The organism is Spirosoma flavum (assembly GCF_042686045.1).
In the GTDB taxonomy this organism is placed as follows: domain Bacteria; phylum Bacteroidota; class Bacteroidia; order Cytophagales; family Spirosomataceae; genus Spirosoma; species Spirosoma flavum.
This window is the reverse complement of sequence record NZ_JBHUOM010000002.1, coordinates 982,615-1,006,261: the sequence shown is the minus strand read 5'-3', so window position 1 is coordinate 1,006,261 and position 23,647 is coordinate 982,615. Positions and strand designations below refer to the sequence as shown.

Genomic DNA, 23,647 nt, shown 5'->3' with positions numbered 1-23,647 from the left:
TGATTTTTATTTTGCTTGATAAGCCCGCACTGTCTGCTGATTGATACCGAATAGAAATGTATTTCCTATTGGCAGTACGGCCCGTACATCACCCGCTAGCCGAAAGCCCGATTGTAGTTGTGGCACCACTGAGAAACTCCCTCGCCCGTCTCCCCTCAGCAATAAACCGGCATTCGCATCTGACCGCCCGAACCGTAAGCGAGCCTGCGTGGTATTCCCACAGAGCAAGAGGTCTTTCCGGCCATCATGGTCAAAATCTAACGCGGTTAGGGTGAAGACAGGCGCAAGCTGTGCCGCCACTGGTAACGGCTTCTCAACTAACTTTCCAGTGGCATTACTGGCAAAATAGGTTGTTTTCAACTGATTAGCTGTCAACTTACCAGCGCCGGTTAACTCGGCTTCAGTAAACACATCAGCCAGCGTAGCATTTGAATACTTGTCGTAGTTGGTGAAGCGGTGGCGCAGCATACCAAGCTGATCGAGCAGTTCGTCGCGGGTGGCGTGGGGATATGATTTTCCCTGCACATAGAGACACAGAATTGGATCTATTTTGCCGTTGTTATCGAAGTCCTTATAAATCAGTTCGGCAGGTTCTGTGTCGCTGGCCCGGCATTGAGTATTAAGGCCCTGATTACCAACTACCAAATCGGGCCGACCGTCGCCGTTAAAGTCATCAACCAGCAGTTTATTCCACCAGCCCCGGTACTCTTTCTCAAAATACGTTTTTGTCTGGTCAGTTAGTTGACCGTGTCCACCCGTAGTTAAACCCAGTACGGTTACAGGCATCCATTCGCCCACCACTACTAACTCGGGTTTCTTGTCGGCGTTGAGATCAACCCAGGCGGCATCGGTTACCATACCGAGTGTGGATAGCATGGGGGCTAACTGAGCCGTTTGATCGGTAAACTTTGGATGGCCGCCCCGCCCTTTCCCGTCATTGACAAGCAGATAACTTCGGGGAGTTTCGGGGTAGCGGCCCGGTACCACGCGCCCACCAATGAACAGGTCAGGTTGGCCATCGCCGTTGATGTCAGCTACCCGTACGCAACCCGAACTGGTATGCATGACAGGCAGGGCGTCAGGAGTTTTGCTAAAAGTGCCTTTCCCATCATTCAAATATAGCCGATCCTGCAAGCGCGGGTCATCGGGTAAAAGATCGTCATAACCGCCACTGCATACATAGAGATCAGGAAAACCGTCGGCGTTAGCATCGAAGAAAACAGCATCAGCATCATTACTCATCTTGTCAGCCTCAAAAGCAGGTTGTACCTTGAGGCTGAACTGACCGGATGCCTGTTGGATAAATAAAGCACCGGCCTGTCCGCCACTGCCTCCCGCATACAAATCTTCACGACCATCCCCATTTACATCGGCTTTGACCAGGCATGGACCATTAAACGATTGCGCGTTGACTAACAGAGATTGCCGCTTGAAATCGTTGATTTTCTTAGTTAGATCGATATAAGCTATGGGTGTTTTCACCTCCCGAAAAAGTGCGGGTGCAGACTCAGGATTCCTGTACACTGAGTGGGCCTCTTTTTCATCAACCTTAAGCAGTTGATCGGCTTTTACATTCGTGAGCAATTGCTGTTTACCCAATGGCCAAACGACTCTCAGTGAATCGATTACAGGATCAGTACCTAAGCCAAAATGCAGCCGGGGTGACATACTCGATTGATAACCCCGTATGGGCATCTGTTCAATGTATTGTTGTTTGCCTTTACGATAGAGAGTCACTTTTGCGCCAACACCCTGCGTATTAGCCCCGCTTCCTGCGAGTTGAACGGCCAAGTAATGGTGTTTACGTTCCTTATTCGCTTGGTTTTGAAAGATAAAAGCGGGTTGGTTTGTATTATTTACGACAAGATCCAGATCACCATCGTTGTCTAAATCTGCGTAGGCGGCACCTGTGCTGTTGGAGTGTTGAGTTAATCCCCAGGCCGAACCGACGTTGGTAAAAGTCACCTCGTCTGACTGGTTCCCACGATTCTGAAACATGTAGTTCATCACGTTCGAGGAAGGAATTCGATGTACCAGTTCCAGTACATCTTCACGTCGGAAATTCGACGGGCGGTTCTGCATGTAGTCGGTCATATACTTCAGGAAATCCTGGTTGGTATAGTCGCGAACGTAGCCGTTTGTTACATACAGGTCTTTCCAACCATCATTATCGTAATCGGCTAGCAGCGGGGACCAGCTCCAATCGGTATTCGAAACGCCAGCTAATTGGCCAACTTCACTAAATAAGGGGGCAGACACGATCAATGAATTACCCTTTTCCCTAGGCTCCATGCTGCCAATACCTTCATTGATTTGCAGCATGTTTCGCATGTGCTGATAATGAAACCCCGACTGAACACTAAGGTCGAATTTGTCGTAATTGTCTGGAGCCATCAACAGTTTCTGCCGCCGGTTGTCTTCAGGCAACATGTCGAGCGTCATGATATCGGGGCGGCTGTCATTGTTCACATCGGCAACATCGTTACCCATTGAAAAGTGGGATGTGTGGCCGATACTAGTCTTCAACTGATTGGTAAACTTACCGTTATGATTGTTTATGTAGAGGTAATCGGGCACACCATAATCGTTTGATATATACAGATCAGGCCAGCCATCGGCATTAAAATCCGACACGCCAACGCCTAACCCATAGCTCAGTACCGAACTACTCAGACCCGATTGCTCAGTTACATCGTCGAAATGATTATTCGTATTTCGGAGCAACCGAACGCCAATCTCCGGATTAGGTTGTTTCATTATAGCGGCTGTAGCATCCGGATCGAGTATCGGCAACAGGCGCGGATTGTGGTTCAGCAAAAACAAGTCGAGATCACCGTCGCGGTCATAATCAAGAAATGTCCCCTGTGTGGTTTGACCTGGTTTGTCCAAGCCATATTGCGCTGTCTGATCTGTAAAATGAGGAACGCCTTGGGCATCTGCTCCGTCGTTGATGAACAGTTGGGGGATTCGTTTTTGGGGCGGCAAACTCCCGGAGTAACACACAAATAAATCAAGTCGTCCGTCGCCGTTCACATCGGCCATTGACACGCCCGTTCGCCAGGGGCCTTCGCGTCCGGCCACACCCGCAGGCATCGTTACATCGGCAAATTTCATCCCCCCTTTATTCAGGTACAACTGATTGGGCACCATGTTACCGCTGAAGTAAATGTCGTCTAATCCATCGCCGTTCAGATCACCCACCGCCACGCCCCCCCCGTTGTAGAAGTACTCGTACATCAGCACGTTGGTATTCAGTCCTTCGGTGAGGTTGTTAGCAAACGTAACGCCGGTCTGCTCAGGCGTCAGCGATGTAAAAAGCGGAGGGCCAGCCGCTTCAGTGTTTTTTTGGGTTGAGTCCGAATTGGTACAACCCATTAAAAACATAACACCATTAAAGAAAAGTAAACGAAGAATCGTTTTCACGTACGGTAGGCTTTTATTTTGACGTAACGCGGGTTTCCACCCACGGCAGACCGTCCGCGTTACAAAATCCTATAAAAATAAATTAAAAATGCCAGTACCCATGAGTACTGGCATTTTTAGCAAACGAATAGCTCAGTCGTTCTTATTAATAACCGGGGTTCTGAATCAATTTACTGTTCCGGTTAATCTCATCCCGGCTAATCGGCATGAAATAGATATTATCCTTCCATGTTCGATTTTCCTTACCCGTACCTAAGTCCTGGACACTGTAGGCATATGAATAGTTGTCCGTGTTGTACTTATAGGTCGTTACCGTTTTACCCGGCTTCAGTTTTCCCGTGATGACGATAATTTGGGCTTGTTTGCCTAAGACAGCCGGAGCAATCATCCAGCGCCGAACATCATAGAACCGCTGCTCTTCAAACAGCATTTCAATATTCCGTTCGTTTTGATAACGCGCGACAAGGGCTGCCCCCGATTCTGTGATAGCGGGCATACCCACCCGAAACCGAACGGCATTAATCCACTTTTTAGCTTCAGCATCCTGCCCAAGTGCCATACACGCTTCGGCATAGTTCAAGACAACTTCCGTAAAGCGGATCTGAATAGACGGTACTTCCTGACGAATATTCTGATCTACCAGGGTTGGGTCGGGGTCCATAAACTTACGAATAGCGTAGCCCGTCCAGGTACCGTTCCAGTTCTCGATAGTACTGTTACGAGAATCCAGACCGTTATAAGGTGTGGTAGCACCAGCAGTTCCAACTTCATACTGGCCCATTTGAATCTGACCGGCGGGATCGATACCGGCTCCATCGGCGGTGCGTGGTTTCCATTGGGCTCCGTCATACAGAATGGATGCGTAGAAACGAGGGTCACGATTTACGTAAGGCGCAGCCGCCTGAGCGGGGTTCTTCCAGTCAAACTTGGAACCATCCATCATCTCGTAGTTATCGACCAGATTCTGGGTTGGCTCACTCGATGTCCAGCCATGATAGCCGTTCGGCATATTGTTGCGTGGATACCAGGAAGCCCAGTCATCGAAGGAAGTACGTATGTTGTATTTCAGGAAAATGCCATCGGCTTCGCCCCCATTCCGCGACAGAAATAGATTGATGTAATTCTGCTGCCCTTCTGCCGCCGTTACCGGAGCCGTCAGATTCAATTTGTAACCATACTGGTTCAAATCTATAACGGCTTTAGCAGCATCTTTAGCTTTCTGCCAACGCGCTGCCCGGTCACCAGTCATGTAGCCCAGTAATTCAGGCTTTGTAGCAGCAGCAATGACAGCCGACTTACTTTTAGCCGTCGGGATATCGTGCAGGTCACTAGCCGCATATAACAGCACACGCGCTTTCAGCGCCAGGGCAGCCCCTGTGGTTGCCCGTCCACTGGTTAATGATTTACCTTTCAGTAATACAGCAGCCGAATCCAGATCAGTCACGATTGCATTTACGCATTCTTCGTAAGTATTCCGGGCAACGGTAAAATCGCCTTCATTTAACGTGTACGACGTCTTAATGATTGGAATTGCTCCGTAGTAGCGCAGCAGTTGTTGATAAAAATAGGCCCGCATGAAATACATTTCTCCTCTCATCCGGCTGGCAACACCACTACGATCATCAAACTTGGGTTTTGTCAGATTAGTCAGCGCAATGTTAGCTGCCCGAATGCGGGCGTATAGAGCGCTCCATTCCGTCATGACTGGGATATCCCCTAGATTCGACGGGCTCACGGTTGCCTCATTAACTGCTTGTTTCCCAAAGCTATAGAGGGCGTTGTCGGTTTGGCAGTCGAAGTTCATCTGGCTAAGAATGCCATCACGAAGTCCATTGTAGACATCGGTTACGAAAGCCTCCGACAGGGATGCGTCAGACCAGACAGCATCCGCTGGCACTTTATCGAGCGGTTGCGTATTCAAAAAATCCGCATTACAGCCCACCATCGTTACACCCAAAAACAGGCCGAACGATAGGCACTTTACTATATAGTTCATAATGTGCTGATTGATCGTTTAGAAACTAAGTGATACACCCGTGTTGATAACCCGCGCCTGGGGATAATACTGTGCGCTGCCACTGGTCGACTCAGGATCGAACAGGCCTTTCATAGCGGGTGAGTAGGTCGCCAAGTTGAGGCCGTTCACATAAATACGAAGGCTGTTCAGGCCAATCTTCTTGCCAATTGTACCCGGTAGCGTATAACCCAGTTCAACATTCTTCAGACGGGCGTAGTCTGTGCTTTTCAGCCAGTAGCTGGTTCCGTTCGAGAAATACTGGTTACTCCGGTCCACGATACGTGGATCAACCGTGCTTGGATTATCAACAGTCCAGCGGTGATCATAGCTGTATTGCAGGAAGTTACCAATCGTACCTGATTCCGTTTGCAGGAAGATCTGGCCACCGGCTGATGCCTGAATCAGCATGCTGAAATCGAAGTTCTTGTAGCGCAGACTGGCATTGAAACCACCTTGAAAACGGGGTTGGTTGTTCCGGTCGTTCCGTACCCGGTCGTTTCCGTCAATTTTACCATTGCCATCAATATCTTTAAGCTTCATGTCGCCGGGACGGAGCAAACTAGCCCCTGCAGCACTGTAATCCAGCTTGTTAGCGTCGATTTCAGCCTGTGTAGAAAAAATACCGTCGTACTGGTACAGGAGCGTACCATTGGCATTGTTCGGGTTGTTCACGTCGCTTGGAATAGGCTTACCCGTTGACCGCTGCCACTCTGGAGCACCCGGCACTTCATCCCAAAACGTAATGGTGTTCTTTGCGTAACCACCATTCACACTTACATTATACTTCAGTTCACCGGCCTGACCATTGTAACCAATCCGGAACTCATAGCCTTTATTGGTCACCTTACCAATGTTTGTCGCAGGCAACGTAGCGCCGGTTGTTTGCGGAATAGATGCACTTTGACGCCATAGGATGTTCGACCGCTTATTCTGGAAAACATCGAACTCGAAGAAGATCTTGCCATTCAACAACGATCCTTCCAGACCAATGTCAGTGTTGTTGGCTACTTCCCAAGTTAGTTTGGTATTTGGTACGCCATTTTCATAGAGTGTTTGTGCTACCTGGCCGCCCGTCACATAGCCCCAGGCTGAGTTAGCTGCGTCGCCATAGGCATAGGTTGGTAAGTAGTCATACTCGCGTAATACGGATGGATTTCCGAAATACACCTGATCGTTACCCAACTGCCCCCACGATGCGCGAAGTTTTAGCGAACTGACGGCTGGTAGGGCTTTTTTGAAGAAATCTTCTTCTGATACACGCCAGCCCGCCGTTACGCCGGGGAAGAAACCCCACCGGCTGGATGCCGGAAACATATACGAGCCATCGTACCGCCACAGAAACTCCGCAATGTATTTTTCTTTGTAGTTGTAAGCCGCCCGACCGAAATAACTCATCCGGGCACGTTGCCAGGCAGCGGTGGTATTGCTATTTTTCTCGGCGCTACCACCAGCAAACAGCTGATCGATAGCCGTCGAAGAAAAATATTTCCGATAGCCAGAGAACCCATTTGAATTAGACTGCTCTTTGGTGATACCCGCCAGCAGAGTTATGGCATGATTGCCGGCAAATACGTGGTCGTATGTTAACAGACCCGACAGCAATGAGTTGAACTGATCGTTTGTGTACTGATTGAGCGTTGCCTGAGCCGGTCCCTTCTGAACCGGTTGCAGAATAGGTTGCTTGTTTGCGTCGTAGGACGTATAATCCCAGCTATAAACGGTCCAGGGTGTCTGCCAGGTTTTCCCTTGCTGAATGTATTTATCCAGTGCAACACTACCGGTCAACTTCAAACCTGGAATCCAGGGGTTGGTGATGTTAATACTAGCATTACTTTGCAGATAATAGCGGGTATCCTTATCATAGCCCGTTGCGCTGGTTGTGACCAACACTGGTTGTTGACCATTCTCAATATCAGGGGCGGGCTGACCCGTTGGCCAGAAGGCTGGCTTGTTAGGGTAGCCCCGCATCAGCATCCGAAAAATATCACCGGCTGCCACTGTTGGATTGAATCGGTTTTCCTGACGACCTACAACACCCGTTACCAGATTGATGTACTTACTTACTTTAGCATCCAGATTCAGACGAAAATCGTATTGCTTATAACCCGTTGCCGAGTTTTTGTAGTATCCATCCTGATTCTGATAGTTTACTGACGTCAGGTATTTAATATTTTCGCTACCCCCAACTAATTGCAGCGTGTGCCGGGTTTGAGGAGACCATGTTTTCAGAGCAGCACCAAACCAATCGGTATTGGGGTGTGCCCAGGGGTCCGAACCATCCTGAAACTTCTTGATGTCGTCAGGTGTATAGGCAGCTTTAGCAATGGATCCGTCTGGCAGTGTATAGCTACCCGTTGCTTTAAAAGCCGCTGACCCATCTTTCCAGTACTGGGAAGGTATGTTATACAGGTTGATCTCGTTGTTTAACTGAGCATATTCAGCCGCATTCGCCATTTTCGGAATAACCGTTGGCTGTGCGAAACCCTGGTTGAAACTATAGGATAGTTCGGGCTTGCCGCTTTTACCCCGCTTGGTTGTTACCAGAATAACACCGTTAGCTGCCCGCGAACCATAGATAGCCGCCGAGGCATCTTTTAGAACAGACATGCTTTCAATATCAGCCGGGTTTAGGCGATCAATACCCCCTGCCCGAGCTGGTACACCGTCAATTACGATCAGGGCATCGTTGTTACCCAACGTATTGGAACCCCGAATCCGAATGGTTGACCCATCACTTCCCGGTTGTCCACCAGCGTTCATTGCAACAACACCCGGCATCCGTCCCGCAATGGAATTACTCAGATTCACGGCTGGTGATTTAATCAGATCAGAGCCTTTTACCGTTGCAACGGCACCCGTTACGGTTTCTTTCTTCTGCTCGCCATACCCAACCACAATGACTTCACTCAACATTTTGTCATCTGAAGCCAGCGTAATGTCGAGAGATGTCCGATTATTTACAGCAACCTCCTGGCTGATAAATCCAATGTAGGAGAATACTAATGTTTCACTTCCCTTGGCAAGGTTTAGTGCGTAATCACCCTGCGCCGATGAGACCGTGCCAGTAGTCGTTCCTTTCACTACGATACTAACACCCGGCAGTGATAAGCCCTGGGCATCAACTACCTTCCCGGTAATTTTCGATTGGGCAAACGCGCCAATCGATGAAAACAAACCGAGAAGCAGCAAAAGACAGACTACAGTCCGGCGGGGCCTGTTCATGCCTTTTGGGAAGGTTTCGTCTCGTCTGTAGACGACCTTTTGGTGTGTAAATTGTTTTATCATGGTTAACCTGCTTTTAATAGGGATTAATTACAGGTTAAAGCACATTACTTAGGGGTATATACCTATCTATTTTTGGTCAAAACATACTCTTTTTTAACAATATTTATATTTAATCAGCCTATACTACAATCACCATTCAATAAGTTACCAATTATGAAATACGCCCCCAATTGCTCTCTGTTTGTTTTAATCCATCCAGATGGGTACGAATGGGGGCATGTTTAGGTAGTAGAAGTTCGGGGTCTTCGGATAGGATTGCCTGCGCCGACTCGCGGGCTACCGCCAGAATTGCCCCATCCTTGGCCAGATCGGCGATCATCAGGTCCATGACGCCACTCTGCTGCGTACCGGTCAGGTCGCCGGGACCGCGCAATTGCAAGTCTACGTCAGCGATTTCGAAGCCGTTATTAGTCCGTACCATCGTTTCGAGTCGTGTACGGGTGTCGCTGCTAAGTTTGTAACCTGTCATCATCACACAATACGATTGGTCGGCTCCCCGCCCTACCCGACCCCGCAACTGGTGCAACTGCGACAGACCAAACCGTTCGGCACTTTCAATGACCATCACACTGGCATTGGGCACGTTAACACCTACTTCAATTACCGTGGTGGCAACCATGATATGCGTTTCCTGCTTCAGAAACCGCTTCATCTCATCGTCTTTTTCATAAGGCAGCATCTTACCATGCAGCATACCAATTTCATACTTTGGTCGCGGAAAAGCGCGCTGCATGCCTTCAAAGCCATCCATCAAGTCTTTGTAATCTAGAGTTTCTGATTCTTCGATAAGTGGATACACAACGTACACCTGGCGACCAAGCTCAATCTGTTGCCGCATAAATCCGAACACTTCTGAGCGGTGCTTGTCGTATTTATGAACCGTTTTAATCGGTTTTCGGCCCTTCGGTAATTCGTCAATTATGGATATATCGAGGTTACCGTACAGGGTCATGGCCAGCGTTCGCGGAATGGGGGTTGCCGTCATGACCAGAATATGGGGCGGCACCGTTTCATTTTTGCGCCAGAGTTTGGCCCGTTGCGCTACGCCAAAGCGATGCTGCTCATCGATGATGCACAAGCCGAGATTTTTGTATTGCACAACATCTTCCAGCAACGCATGGGTACCAACCAGAATATGCATTTTGCCCGATTGCAGTTCGTCATGCAGCACAACCCGGCGTTTTTTATTAGTTGACCCCGTCAGAATACCGAGATTTAGCCCCAAAGCTTCGGCAAATGGTTTAAGTCCGTTATAATGCTGATCGGCCAGAATTTCGGTTGGAGCCATCAGGCAAGCCTGAGCCCCGTTTCCAACCGCCATCAGACAGGCAATGAACGCCACAATGGTTTTTCCGCTGCCCACGTCGCCTTGTAAAAGCCGGTTCATCTGCTTACCGGTCAAGAAATCAGCGTAAACTTCTTTAATAACTCGCTGCTGGGCGCCCGTTAGTTCAAACGGCAGTAAGTCGTTATAGAAGTGCTTCATGAGCGTGGTATCCCGGAATATCTGCCCCGGAAATTCCTCTTTCTGAAGGAGTTTGTTCTTAATTAGCCGTAGCTGGTTGTAAAATAATTCTTCGAACTTTAGTCGCCGTTGAGCCTGTTTTAACCATGCCTGATTTTGAGGCAGGTGAATATTCCACATAGCCTCGCGCTTACCCACAAGCCGGTACTGTTGCACGAGCGATTCAGGCAGCGTTTCGTGAATGTGCGGCCATGCCTGTTCGAGTAGTACCCGCATCACCTTGCCAATAGCTTTGCTATCGAGGTGGCGTTTTCGAAGTTTTTCGGTGAGGTTATAAACCGGAAAGAAACCCGGCTCGTTTTCTGATGTCGTATTTGCGTTTTCCAGTTCGGGGTGAACAATACTGAACTGGCCGTTGAATGACTGTGGTTTACCGTAAGCAATGTATTCACCATCGCGCCGGAGAATTTTCTCGATGTATGTAACGCCCTGAAACCAAACCAAACTCATTGAGCCGGTACTATCGGTGAACGTAGCCACTAAGCGTTTTTTGGGGCCTTCGCCTTCCATGTACCAGTCGCGAAGCCGCCCCCGAATCTGCGCCGAAGGCATTGACTCCATCAATTCGCTGATGGTATAATAGCGCGTTCGGTCGTCGTAACGGAATGGGTAATATTGAATCAGGTCGCCATAGGTGAACAGATTCAACTCTTTATTAAGTAGTTCTGTACGCTGCGGCCCTAACCCTTTCAGGTAAAGTAGCGATGTATCGAAAAAAGTAGCTCGTTCGGTCATAACAGGCCCGGTCGGGATTGACCAATAAATCCTTGTTTACGGGCAGGATTCAGTCAAAATTACATAAAAACTTGCAAACAGAGTTGACCATTCGTTTCTACCCAATTGTAAAGGCAAGAATTAATAAAATAAACAGACCCATTGTACGAAGCCGACAAAGTAGACGCTTTATTCATCCACGCGCCCAATACCAAAGGCGAATCCGGCATAAATATCTAACCCACGCGGTTGTATACCGTTGGCGCTGTTGCCAAGTATTCCCAGCAAATTATCTGTACCTAACCATCCCGGTCCGACCCGGATCGATGTTCCTGCTGTAAATCCGCCATTCAGATAGGCGATGGGAACGGCTAAGCTAAGCCATCGAGCGTCGTACCGGGGCGTTACGGCCAGTAATGTTGGTTGATGAATAGCTGTTGCCTGCACTGACCGGACATCTTTCAGATAGGTCAGATTGATACCCAAACCACCGGGTAGTTGATAATCAGCGGTGAAGTTAAGTGATGTAGGCAAACCCGCGTTAAAGCGATTTCGGTCAGCGGTACGGCCTGTATTCAGCTTGTTCTGAATAACCTCGGCAATGGCCTGAGGGCCGTTGATACCGTTAAAATCACTTCCCTTAAACCGCGCTGGATTCGTGCCGATATCCGTGTAATTATACTCCAGACCCGTGTACGTGAGCCCCCCAATGTCTGTTATGGCTACGCCCAGTTGCAGGGTTGGGCTATCCTCATCGTACTGATCAATATACGTTAGCCCGATATCTACGCCAACTCCTTTGCCGGGAGCCGCCGTACTAAACAGGGTTTGAGGAGTTAGGCTCCGGTTTTGCAGAAACGTTGTATAGGCAAGGGTAGCGTCTAACTTATTGACCTCCAGCAAGGCACTATTCAAGTTATTTGGGTCCGTTATAATGCGGTAATTCAATCCCCGATTAATGAGTTGCTGAGCATTGTAGCCTAGTAGAAATTTCGCTGTTGCTCCCAACAGAAGTTTTCGACCATCGCCTGTCCAAAGGGTTCCAGCATAGGTTAGCCCCAGTTCGGCATACGTATTGGTATTAGCACTAAATTTATTGTCGTTGCTTGGAATACTATACAGAGCCCCATCGTTTAAGCTAGCCCGCATGGCCGACAGTAGCGACTCCGATGCGCCAACCACTTGCCCAACCGCCCGAAAGCGCGTCGTTACGGCAAATGCTCCATATTTTCCGGTTTTCATCAGAAACGACGGCCCACGTATTTCGCCCGAGATCGTTCCATTTTTGGTGCTGCCATCCAGCATTTCCCGCGTGTAGTCGGTAGCAAATCGAACCGAGCCATCCGCGCTTTTGTATTGAGCCGGTACAGTTCCGGTAATCAGGCGTAATAATGAGAATGGAGCCTGATACCGAACATAATTATTGTCGACGTGACCGTTGCCAGTAAAAACGTTTAGATAAAATTTAGAAGGAGAGTCGGCGGCTAAGGCAGGGTTGATGTAAAGCCGGTTGGTTCCGCCGTAACGGCTGGTAGAAATACCGAGCAGATTCTGGGCAGACCCGGCAGTTGAACTAACTAAAAATAAGGCAAAAATGAACAAATACTTCATGCAGTGACTAAATGAATAAAAACACGTTTTGCAAAAGAAACGCAAATCCGCCACAGGCAGTTAGCCAATGGCGGATTTATTTTTATTCTATACGAGACATTGGAGCTAAAAGGGAAGCTATTTCCTTTCTCTACCTGTTCTCGTTGCTATCCAGTAATTGCCGAATTACACGCCTTCTGCTTCTACTAATTTCACCTCAGGCACCAGGCGAGTCAGGAGGTTTTCAATACCTGCTTTGAGGGTTAGCGTGGATGAAGGACAACCGCTGCACGAACCTTGAAGGAGTACTTTTACCGTACCGCTTGGCTCATCGAATGAGTAAAAGCTAATAGCTCCCCCATCCGACTCAACGGCTGGTTTAATATATTGATCCAACACAGCCTTGATCTTCTGAACGGTCTCGGAGTCCATGTCCAGCTTAGTCGTGTTGGTATCCACTGTCCGTTGCGCAAAAACGGGCTTCTGGTCGCCAAAATACTCTTTAAGGAACAGTTTAATCTCAAACATTACCTCGTCCCAATCAGTCTCATCGTCTTTGGTGACCGTAACAAAGTTGGCCGATATAAATACCCGGCGCACAAAGTCAAAACCAAAAAGAGCCACGGCCAAAGGAGAGGCTTTCCCGTCGAGCAACGCATCTCCCGGCGTGGCGTAATCGAACGAAAGTCCGGCGGGTACTAGTTCAAAATTAACGACGAACTTCATGGAGTTCGGGTTAGGGCTTCCTTCCGTAAAGATGGATACGGGACGGCTTAGCGTAGGATTCATTGTCGAGAAAGTTTTCAGTTTACCGATAAATCGACCGGTATTGGTACAGGTGTAACAACTCAGTCGTTTTTTTAGTTTTTACGCACAAAAAAACCCGTTCAACGATTGTTAAACGGGCTTCAATGATTGATTGATTATCTTTAGGCAACTGCCATTTCTTCAACAGGAGCAGTGGCTACCGGAGCGACTTCAACCGCCGACGGACCCGCTGGGATAATATCCACGTACGAGCGGCTGTCGCGGCCTGGACGGAACTTCACCGTGCCTGCTACTAGAGCAAACAAGGTATAATCTTTACCACAGCCGACATTTTTGCCGGGGTGGTGCTTCGTACCGCGCTGGCGGACGATGATGTTTCCGGCAATGGCCACTTGACCACCGAATAATTTCACGCCTAAACGCTTACTGTGAGAATCGCGGCCGTTCCTGGAACTACCTACACCTTTCTTGTGTGCCATTTTTTCTTAAGGAAGTTAGTAAGTAGTAAGTTTACAAGTGGTAAGTCCAACGTAAAGTTGATACATACACCTTACACCTTACAACTATTAGAGAGTTATGTCTTCGATCATGATCTTCGTCAAATACTGACGGTGACCGTTTTTCTTTTTGTATCCTTTCCGACGTTTCTTCTTGAAAATGATGACTTTTTCGCCTTTCAAATGTTCAAGAATTTTGGCCGATACCGTCGCACCAGCGACGGTTGGAGCACCAACGGTAATGCTCCCTTCGTTGTCAACAAGGAGAACCTTCACCTTGTCGGAGGCAAGTACAGCGTCCACATCGCCCTCTAACCGGTGGGTATAGATAGAGCGACCCTTTTGGATCTTGAATTGCTGTCCTGCGATCTCTACGATTGCGTACATGTGTTTTGTATGAATTGGAAATGAGGGTGCAAAGGTAGCAATAATGGCTCACAAAACAAGAATGCTTTTTGCAAAAAACCTTACGCGCGGCCCTTCATAAAATCGCTGGCAGCCGATTTTAGCAGACCGGCGAACGAGTTTAGACAGAATAAAACGCCCCGGTCAATCAACGCCCTTGCCTGATCGCCGGTAGCGGCTGTGGTTCCGGCAATTAGCCCGGCCTTTCTGATTTTTTCAACCACGCCCGCAATCGTTCGTTTTACTTCATCGTGGCCGGGACCGTCATAATAACCCATGCTCATGGCTAAGTCGCGGGGGCCAATCACAAATCCATCAATTCCCTCAACCGTTAATAGATCGTCGAGATTGTCAATGGCTTCCTTGTCCTCAATCTGAGGTAGAATCAGTATTTGCTCGTTAGCGAAGTTCACGTACTCCCCCTGATTCATGCCTCCCAGCAAATACTCATTAGCTCGTACCGGCGCAAAACCACGCGCTCCGAGGGGCGGATATTTTACGGCCTGCACCAACGCTTCGGCTTCGGCAACGGTACTGATAGCGGGCATCATGATGCCCATCACCCCTGCATCCAAAAACTGCAAAACCAACTTCGGGTCGTTACCGCGAACGCGGGCCAGGGGTGTAATGCCGCTCAGTTCGCAGGCTCGCACAATGTCCTGCACCTGTGCTGTTGTTATGGGGCTGTGTTCTCCATCAATCATGTAAAAATCCAGTCCCGAAAAGCCACAAAGTTCCGCTACGGTTGGATCGCTGCTGTTGGATAAGACGCCCAGCACGGGCTGACTGTTTTTAAGTCGGGTTTTAACGATATTTTGCTTCATGTTCTATGCAAAACGGAAGCAGTGCCCCGCTTGACCGCGTTTCATTATAAGAATTTTGGGGTAGCAAGATACGACCAAATCGGCTTGATAGCCTTACTATGAGATAGTTTTGCGGTAATCAGACACCTCATTCCTAACATTGTCGATAAACGGCCTATGGGTTACCGTCAATATTTTCTACCGATTCTCTGAAAACGGGTCGAATAGTGTTTATAGCGCTTAGTGCATTCAGCAGTACCTGTTTCCACCATTTTTCAAATGGCTGTATTATGGAGGCTACAGGGTGCTCTTTTTAAAAGTCACTAAAGGGGGTATGAAACACGCGAACGTACTCCCACATTTTGCAGAGATTAGGCTACGTAATTCGATAACTTTAGCTGAACAACCGCTCTAAAAATCAGCGCCTTTAACTAAGATAACGGACTATCCAGCAGGAAATTATTGCATTTTTATGGGATATAAGGGCGAATGCGAACGCTCCTATGATTTGTCCTAGCTACCCTGTTTTGCAACTCCAAATTCCCGCGTAGCTTTAAGTCAGGTTTTCTTCCTATTTCTATATGCGCTGGTTAATTCCCGCTCTCCTTGTGCTAACGCAGAGTGGACAGGCACAACAGTTCCCCGTTCGTCATCTTACCACCAGCGACGGACTGTCGCAGGGGTCGTGCTATTATATTCGGAAAGATTCGCGGGGGTTTATGTGGACTAGCAGCCAGAATGGCCTGAATCGCTACGACGGCACCCGATTTACAACCTATAACTTCGACGATCAGGATTCAACAACCATTGGTAAGGGAGAAGTGAGAGGTATCATTGAGGACCCATCCGGCGATCTTTGGGTTGGTACCGAAGAATGCCTGAATCGCTATAACCGACGCACCGATTCGTTCGAGCATATTTATGCTATCGATCCGAAGGGACGACGCCTGCCGGCTCTTCAGGAACCTTTTTTTGCAGATGACTCAACCGTTTGGTACGCCAGTAATCGGGAGGGTATTATGAAATTAAACTACCGAACCGGCCACAAAACAAGCATCAGGCCGTCGGTCAAACCGAAGTTCAGTATCAATACCGAATGGATTGAGCATCAGCCCGATCAACAGGCTCTACTCTATTTGTTGCCCACAGGGGTTGCCCGGTATAATTATAAAACGCATCAGCTGACAACTTTTCTGACAGGTCAGCCAACCGATCAAGCCATCGGCCCCTTACCCACTGACGGACTCAGGAAGGGCTACCTGTTTCAATCCATTCACCGCTGCCACGTGGCGGGTTCTCACTATGGTCATTATTGCTTTACCGGGCCACAGGGTATTTTCGAGTTCGACGCCAGCCTGACTCACCTGTTGCGCCATCATCCACTTCGGTCGGGTATCGACACGTATCGCTTGGTGAGTATGGATGAAGATAAACAAGGACACTGGTGGATTGGTGTAGAAGGGTCGGGCGTGTGGCTCTACGACCCCGACAAAATGAAATTATTGCGCGAGATAAAACCCGGAGCGACTCTGGCAAATTCGCTGATGACGAATCAGGTTTCGGAGGTGTATGTAGATGATATAGGTCTCGTCTGGACGAATGTTGATCCGTTTGGCATTGACATAATTTACCCTGACAAGCACACAATCGAAACATTTCCTGACGACCCTACTGACTTTGCTGACCTTAACAAACACCCTATCCGGGGTCTTTGCGAAGATAATAAGGGTCGTATTTGGATTGGGACGGTAGATGGTGGCATTCGGCTTTTCGATCCGGCTACCGGTCGCATGCGGGCATATAGAGCGGAGCAAGGCGTTCCGACAGAAGGCAACGTCCGACACATTATCCGTACCCGGAACGGGCGAATTTTAGTCGCTAATTTACAGGGGCTGCTACGCTATGATCCAAAACAAGACCGCTTTATTGAGCTGCCGAATCCACTTTGTTCCGATGCCGATTGTCGGTTCGCTCACGGTATTCTTGAACTGCCCGATGGTCGGTTTGTGATGGCCACGTTCGGCGGTTTATTTCTGCTAACCTCCGATCTGAAACCCATTAGCTGCATTGATCCGGAAGGCACTTATTTCGGATCGTTATATTTCGATCCAGCTACCAACTTACTTTACACGGGCCGACGCGATCAGGATTTGATTGTGTATCGTTACAGCGACGGTCATTTCATCCAGCAGTACGTAACACTAGCCGGTTATAATATCATGTATTTTCACGCCGACCCAGCGCGCAATTGTTTATGGTTATGCACTGACCGGGGCCTGGTTCGTTTTGACCCAACTACCCGGCGGGCTCATACCTATACGGTTCGCGATGGCTTGCCCGATGATGTCGTATATAGCATGCTGCCCGATAGCAAGGGGCATTACTGGCTGAGCACTAATAATGGGTTAGTTAAGTTCTTCCCCACCGAAGTCAAATTTAGTCCGGTCGTCTCTACTAAAGGCCGGGAGTACAATAGTCATGCCGCCCTGATCGGCTCCAATGGAACATTTTACATGGGCGGAGTACATGGGTTAGATCGGTTCACACCCGACCAGTTAGACACGTATAAGGCCAATGTACCAGTCCGAATCATTAGTTTTGAAGTAAATGACCAACCTTACCGGGCCAATGGTTTTGTGGGAGAAACGGGGGCGGTGGATCTTACCTATCAGCAGAACACCTTTTCGATTGGCCTCGCAGCGTTAGACTATCTCAGTAATGGGAAAAATCAACTTTTCTATAATTTATCTGGCATTGATCGAAATTGGGTAACATTAACCAACGCCAATACTGTACGCTATGCCAACCTCTCACCAGGCAAGTATATTTTTCGGGCTAGAGCCGTGGACGCACGGGGCCAGAACACGCCTACAATACAGTTAAGAATCAGTATTTATCCGCCCTTCTGGAAACGGTGGTGGTTCGTAGTACTCAGCTTAGTAACCCTCATTGGAACAGTAGTAGCCTGGTTTACAACAAATAATCGTCAAAAACTGGCCCGGCAACGGCGATTGTTGCAAAATACGCTGGCAACTCAGGAAAATGAACGCCGACGGATTGCCCGCGACCTGCACGACGATGTGGGTAATACGCTGGCTGCCATTAAAGGAATGCTAGGGTTAGCGAAGGAACGAGTATCACTGGCCGCTCAGATGCCCGAAGTTGCGAAGGCTTACGACATGATTGACAAAGCAGGAGATGACCTTCGTAGCATTACCCACGACCTGATGCCGATTGAGTTTGAAAAATATGCCTTACCCGAGGTGGTAGCCCAGTTGGTGGATCGGGCTAACCTGTCGTCACGAACAGCCTTTGCCTTTATTCTTTTCGGTGACGTTCAACGACTAAAACCCGAACGTGAGCTAGTTACTTATCGAATTATTGCAGAATTGGTGCAAAACGCGCTGAAACACGGCGGTCAGGGCATGGCCATTGTGCAGTTAGGGTACCATCCTAAACAATTAAGTATCCTTGTTGAAACCCCACTGGACCTTAAACGATTAACTACTATTTATTCAAAACAAATGACACCTGGAATCGGGCAAAAAAATATAACTTACCGGGCTGAATATCTACACGCTGATCTCACCACAGACAGCAATGCAGAGAGCCACATTGTTATGCTCGACGTACCTTATGACGCTACCGGTTTCTTACCCTATACACGTATTGATCATTGACGACCACCGCCTGTTTAACGACGGATTGGGGTTAATGCTTGCCGATGCTCCCGACCTGACCATTGTTGGCCATGTTTACCATAGTCGCGAAGCCGTTCAGCAAGTGCGTGACCTCCAGCCTGATGTGTTAGTCATTGATTTTAACATGCCCGAAATAGACGGCCTTGAGCTAACCCGACAACTCATAGCAAAACTCGGCCCACAACGTATTCTGATTCTGAGTATGTACGGCGAAAACCGTTATATTGAAGATTTTCGAAAGGCGGGTGCCCTAGGTTATATGCTTAAAACCTCGACCAAAGAAGAACTATTAACGGCCATCAGAGCCGTAGCTCAGAGGTCAACCTATTTCGATCCTAAACTGGCCGACGAGAAACAGTTTAGTAACCACGCCGATGACATATTCCTGAAAAAACACAAGCTCTCGCCCCGTGAGGTTCAGATTATACGACACATAAAGGATGGCTTGAGCAGCCCTCAGATTGCGGCAAAAATAAATCTGAGCCAGCATACCGTTGATACTCACCGAAAAAACATACACGCTAAGTTGGGTATCAATACGGTAGCGGACCTGGTTCGGTTTGCTATTGAAATGAATATATAGTCTACACAACAGTTGAATATACCCGGATTAGGGTATTGCCCAGACGAGTAGTTAATTTGAGATTTGTTGCTCTTCTATTTACGCCATTTTCTTCTTCCTCTTGAATCTTCCTCTGAGCGGTCGCCTATATAACTCGGGCGACCGCTTTCTTGTCAAAAGAACAAATCCGTGGCTACCCGGAATGTATTGCAGTGAGCTTCCACAATGTCGGTTAAGCGAGGTGAGTAACCACCGCCCATCGAAACAGCAATTGGCAAGCCGTTTTTAATGGCCTGCTCAAACACGAATATGTCGCGTTGCCGACAGCCATCCCGGCTAACACTCAATTTACCCAACCGGTCGGAAGCCAGAATATCCACACCCGACACATAAAATAGAAAGTCGGGTTGCTCGCGCTGAATCAGGCGGGGCAGATTGTCATAAAGTGTATTCAGATAGAGGTCGTCGGTCGTGCCGGTGGGCAGTTCAATATCCAAATCCGACTGTTCTTTTTTGAGTGGGTAATTATCGGCACCGTGCATACTAAACGTAAATACACGCGGCTCATGCTGAAACATTACGGCGGTGCCATTACCCTGGTGGACATCTAAATCCACAACCAGAATTTTTTTCATTTGGCCGGTTTCGAGCAGATAATGGGCGGCCACGCCCACATCGTTGAGCAAACAAAACCCCTCACCCCGATCAGGAAAGGCATGATGTGTGCCGCCCGCAATGTTCAACGCCACTCCGTCTCGCCGGGCAATTTGGGTGCAGTCAATCGTCCCCTGCGTAATAATCCACTCGCGCTCAATTAGTTCTGGCGTTAAGGGAAAACCAATTCGGCGCATCATTTTTGGATCAACAGTGCCGGTTCTCAACGCATGAACATAATCTGCCGTATGAACACCCAATACCCAATGGTCGATGACGGGTGCCGGATCAAAAAAATTAGCGTCGGTACAGGTCCCTTCATAAAGTAATTGTTCCTGAATCAATTCGTATTTGAGCATCGGAAACCGGTGCCCCTCAGGCAACCGCAGCCGGTACACCGGCGAAAATGCAATCTGAAGCATATAGACAAGAGTAGCCCCGTCTATTTAACAGAGCACTCTATAGCTAACCTGTTGAAGCCCGGTTGTGTTACCCAATTGCAGCAGTATCTGTATTGGCACCATCGGGTACGGCAAGCTACTAAGTTTCGACAGGTTCCATAAAATAGCCTCTTTACGTCGGAAGCTTCGGAGACGATAGCGTTGAAGGACTTGCGTATTTTCAGTTCGTTCAAGGCTCCGTTTGCCGTCTCTCCGACGTATATACTTTTGGGTAACTGCCATTGATTAGAGCGTCAATTCCTTTTTTTCCTTCATTATACTACAAAAAATAAAGTGCTACGGCACTCGCGGACCTACAAAATTGGTTGGTCCGTTTGATAAAGATACGCTCTCTGGCAAGCTGTTCCGGCTTAGGTATGTTACTAATCTATGGCTTTTGGTCGTTGATAGGGTTTATCCAACTTGTATGAAAACAGCTATTATCACCGGCGGAGGCCAAGGAATTGGCCGCGTAGCCACACAATATTTACTCACACATGGTTATCGCGTAGCCATTTGGGAGGCCGATACCGACGCTCTGGCCGAACTTCGCGAAGCCTTCAAAGCCTCATCAGCACAAATCCTTTTCGTCTCCTGCGACGTATCTAGCGAGGTTAACGTCAAAAAAGCAGCCGAACAAACTATTTCTCACTTCGGACAGATTGACGCACTAATCAACAACGCGGCTATCATGATTGAAAAACCCCTTGACAAGCTAACCCTCGACGAGTGGAATCGGGTAATTGGCACGAACCTCACCGGCCCATTTCTGTGCGCTAAACATACCGCTCCCTACTTAGCGGCTCAGAAAGGCACCATTATTAATATATGCTCTACGCGGGCGTTCCAGTCGGAACCCGATACGTTCGCTTACTCAGCCAGTAAGGGAGGCATTTTGGCACTTACGCACTCACTGGCCGTAAGTTTGGGGCCCGATGTGCGGGTCAATGCCATTAGTCCCGGTTGGATTGACGTGTCGGCCTTGAAGAAAAAGGCAAAAGCAAAATCTGACGAACTTCGTCCCGAGGATCACGCCCAGCACCCGGCGGGGCGGGTGGGGCAGGCCGATGATATTGCCCGCATGATTCTTTTCCTGATTGCCCCGGAAAATAACTTCATTACGGGACAGAATTTTATAGTCGATGGAGGTATGACACGAAAGATGGTTTACGTATAAATTCCCTATCAATAGACTGAAACATACTTGACCTTTGCATGGTTTAATACCGACAGTCATGACTGATAGCTATATATTGCTTCTTATACGGCTAGCATAACAACGCTGTCAGTCATGATTTTTTGATAACACTATCCACTTCAAACATGAATATTGAGCTTACTACAGCGTCCGAAACAGCCCCGCTGGAAGTCCTCGACCTACACGTATCAGCCCGCCGGAATGCTGGAAAATCATTGCTATCCGTTCGATTCCTGTGCCGCAGCGACCGCTACGCCAACCATCTGCACATGCCAACGTTGTCGTGGTTTGATGCTAACCAACTTCAGCGATTTTCTTCGGAATTAGCTGCGGCTCAATACCCCGATATCAGCCAAATTGATTTGCTTGATGCGGGGTTGCGTTTAACAGGTTCTGTTCGGCGATTGGCAGGTAAATGGACAACTGGCAGAACCGTTCGGATTGAACCATTACCCTCATCGGCAACTCAGTTTATACCATTTACTATTCATGCTTCGAATCACGATGTGAAGACCTATGCCAGTAAATTAAATAGCCGACTATGGGAATTGTTTACAAAGGGATAAACTGAAATAAGCGTTTGGGGTTACGCTTTTATACATATCCCTAAACAACAGCCAGCACATATGGAAAATGTAAATCAGGATGCCATGCTCAATGAGCACCCAAATCAGAGTGGAACGGATCAAACACCGGATGACAGTATTCTTCAAAACGAGGATTACAATCCAACGGACCTTGCCGGTGATGTAAACGCGCCACCAACTACCCCCACCGACGAACAGGAAGCCGCCACCAGCAACCACGGAAGCGGTGCTGCTTCGGGTAGCCCGAACATGGAACCAGACCTAACAAATTATAGCAACGGCGATGCACTGGGTAATAATGACGGCACAGAGTCAGACCCCGAAATGACGGACCCCATAGGCAATAGCTAGTTTTACATTGAGGTTGTAATCAATCGGATAAGCCTATTTTTGTTTAACAAAAAGGTGGCAAACCAAGACTGGTTTGCCACCTTTTTGTTAAACAGAGTTAAGCTAAATTATAGCGTCCGTGAGCCACCTGATATGGTGTCATTTGATGAGCCATAGCCCGTTATGGTTGAACTATCGCTGTAGCGGGAACCATCTGGGTTAACCGTATTTGTATCTGTGCTGTACCGATTCTCATCAGAATCAGACGGTGTATTACCATCTTCTAAAGCGGCACGTTGATTGATGAACGATTCCGCTAACTGAGTCAGTTTCTTATCTGTATTTTTTTCTTCCTCGAGCGTCTGGTGCAACAGTTGGGCTGCTTCGCTGTAGCCTAACACCTTAGCCAGTGTCACCGCTGATCCGTACGCTGCAATTTCGTGGTGTTCAATTTTCTGTCCGGCAATAATTAATCCGGCATCGCGCGTCAGTGAACCAGATTCCGTGTTAGAAACAACCGTTTGTGCGTCGTCCACCAGGCCATCGATAGCCGCGCATGTCTTATCGTCAGCGTCAACTCCAATGCTCTGAAATACTTGTTCCAACCGAGCAACCTGTCCGCGCGTTTCTTCCTGGTGCGTCAAGAAGGCGTTTCTCACTTCGTCCGTTGTAGAAGCATCAGCTTGTTCGCCAAGTGCGTCAACAGCCTGCTTCTCAGCGTAATAAATTCCCTTCAGTTCATCGATAAAAAGGCCATGTAGACCTTCTCTTGTATCATCATCACTACCACTGAAAAAATTGGCGATTTGATCTCCTAAAGAAGCCATGTTATTTATTGGTTTAAGATTTAACGTTGAATTTTATTCACTATTAAGCTAAAACCATGCCATGCACTGAGAATCTGTTGTTTACAAATTTACCCTTCTACATAGTGTCTATGTTTTTCCACAGATTTTGTAGAGTATTAGTCCTTAGCTCGTAAAGTTCCCCAAAGTGAGCGCTACTCACCTCCATACTGACACTCCCTTTATACATAAAGTTGTCTCACAAATGCCTTTTTAGTTGTGAAGGTGATAATAATCTCAATGTCATATAGTCAGACAAGAAGCACAGTAAGACCAACTACTCTTCAGGGATGGTTGAAGATA

Annotated in this window: 16 protein-coding genes; 5 read left to right on the top strand and 11 right to left on the bottom strand. The window is 48.1% G+C overall.

Annotation, left to right across the window (positions count from 1 at the left end; genetic code table 11):
* Nucleotides 1-6 precede the first annotated feature (6 nt).
* The 9 genes from ACFS25_RS09695 to ACFS25_RS09655 all read right to left on the bottom strand — a co-directional run bounded on the left by ACFS25_RS09695 (nt 7) and on the right by ACFS25_RS09655 (nt 15,048).
* Nucleotides 7-3,384: a VCBS repeat-containing protein gene (locus ACFS25_RS09695; RefSeq protein WP_381500840.1), complete on the bottom strand. Its 3,378-nt coding sequence runs from the start codon at nt 3,382-3,384 to the stop codon at nt 7-9.
* Nucleotides 3,385-3,568: 184 nt separating this feature from the next.
* Entirely contained in the window at nt 3,569-5,419 is a 1,851-nt protein-coding gene (locus ACFS25_RS09690; protein ID WP_381499288.1) for a RagB/SusD family nutrient uptake outer membrane protein, read from the bottom strand.
* Nucleotides 5,420-5,437: 18 nt separating this feature from the next.
* Entirely contained in the window at nt 5,438-8,725 is a 3,288-nt protein-coding gene (locus ACFS25_RS09685; protein WP_381499285.1) for a SusC/RagA family TonB-linked outer membrane protein, read from the bottom strand.
* A gap of 151 nt (nt 8,726-8,876) precedes the next feature.
* The gene (gene recG / locus ACFS25_RS09680) at nt 8,877-10,985 is read right to left on the bottom strand and encodes an ATP-dependent DNA helicase RecG (protein ID WP_381499282.1); all 2,109 of its coding nucleotides are present in this window, start codon (nt 10,983-10,985) and stop codon (nt 8,877-8,879) included.
* A 168-nt stretch (nt 10,986-11,153) separates the two neighbouring features.
* On the bottom strand, nt 11,154-12,575 hold the full coding sequence (locus ACFS25_RS09675; protein ID WP_381499279.1) for a DUF5723 family protein: 1,422 nt from the start codon (nt 12,573-12,575) through the stop codon (nt 11,154-11,156).
* A 165-nt stretch (nt 12,576-12,740) separates the two neighbouring features.
* Nucleotides 12,741-13,343 carry a NifU family protein gene (locus ACFS25_RS09670; RefSeq protein WP_381499276.1) on the bottom strand — a complete coding sequence of 201 codons (603 nt, stop codon included), beginning with the start codon at nt 13,341-13,343 and terminating at the stop codon, nt 12,741-12,743.
* 140 nt (nt 13,344-13,483) lie between these two features.
* Nucleotides 13,484-13,801 (bottom strand): 50S ribosomal protein L27, encoded by a 318-nt coding sequence (gene rpmA, locus ACFS25_RS09665; protein WP_381499273.1) that lies wholly within the window; start codon nt 13,799-13,801, stop codon nt 13,484-13,486.
* 87 nt (nt 13,802-13,888) lie between these two features.
* The gene (rplU, locus tag ACFS25_RS09660) at nt 13,889-14,206 is read right to left on the bottom strand and encodes a 50S ribosomal protein L21 (protein ID WP_381499270.1); all 318 of its coding nucleotides are present in this window, start codon (nt 14,204-14,206) and stop codon (nt 13,889-13,891) included.
* A gap of 80 nt (nt 14,207-14,286) precedes the next feature.
* Complete coding sequence (locus ACFS25_RS09655) at nt 14,287-15,048, bottom strand: HpcH/HpaI aldolase family protein (RefSeq protein WP_381499267.1); 762 nt, start codon at nt 15,046-15,048, stop codon at nt 14,287-14,289.
* Between the two features lie 560 nt (nt 15,049-15,608).
* Between ACFS25_RS09655 and ACFS25_RS09650 the strand changes: the two genes are divergently transcribed.
* Nucleotides 15,609-18,707 (top strand): ligand-binding sensor domain-containing protein, encoded by a 3,099-nt coding sequence (locus tag ACFS25_RS09650; protein WP_381499264.1) that lies wholly within the window; start codon nt 15,609-15,611, stop codon nt 18,705-18,707.
* The gene (locus ACFS25_RS09645; protein WP_381499261.1) at nt 18,697-19,311 is read left to right on the top strand and encodes a response regulator; all 615 of its coding nucleotides are present in this window, start codon (nt 18,697-18,699) and stop codon (nt 19,309-19,311) included. Before ACFS25_RS09650 ends, ACFS25_RS09645 begins: the two co-directional genes overlap by 11 nt.
* A 152-nt stretch (nt 19,312-19,463) precedes the next feature.
* Here ACFS25_RS09645 and ACFS25_RS09640 read toward each other — a convergent pair whose 3' ends face one another.
* A complete protein-coding gene (locus ACFS25_RS09640; RefSeq protein WP_381499258.1) occupies nt 19,464-20,366 on the bottom strand; it encodes a histone deacetylase family protein in 903 nt (300 codons plus the stop codon).
* Between the two features lie 445 nt (nt 20,367-20,811).
* On the opposite strand from ACFS25_RS09640, the gene ACFS25_RS09635 reads away from it, so the two are divergent.
* From ACFS25_RS09635 to ACFS25_RS09625, 3 genes are all read left to right on the top strand, one after another.
* On the top strand, nt 20,812-21,561 hold the full coding sequence (locus tag ACFS25_RS09635; RefSeq protein ID WP_381499255.1) for an SDR family oxidoreductase: 750 nt from the start codon (nt 20,812-20,814) through the stop codon (nt 21,559-21,561).
* Between the two features lie 146 nt (nt 21,562-21,707).
* Nucleotides 21,708-22,148 carry a hypothetical protein gene (locus ACFS25_RS09630; protein WP_381499252.1) on the top strand — a complete coding sequence of 147 codons (441 nt, stop codon included), beginning with the start codon at nt 21,708-21,710 and terminating at the stop codon, nt 22,146-22,148.
* Between the two features lie 60 nt (nt 22,149-22,208).
* Complete coding sequence (locus ACFS25_RS09625) at nt 22,209-22,520, top strand: hypothetical protein (RefSeq protein WP_381499251.1); 312 nt, start codon at nt 22,209-22,211, stop codon at nt 22,518-22,520.
* Between the two features lie 107 nt (nt 22,521-22,627).
* Here ACFS25_RS09625 and ACFS25_RS09620 read toward each other — a convergent pair whose 3' ends face one another.
* Complete coding sequence (locus tag ACFS25_RS09620; RefSeq protein WP_381499249.1) at nt 22,628-23,326, bottom strand: YciE/YciF ferroxidase family protein; 699 nt, start codon at nt 23,324-23,326, stop codon at nt 22,628-22,630.
* Between the last annotated feature and the right edge of the window lie 321 nt (nt 23,327-23,647).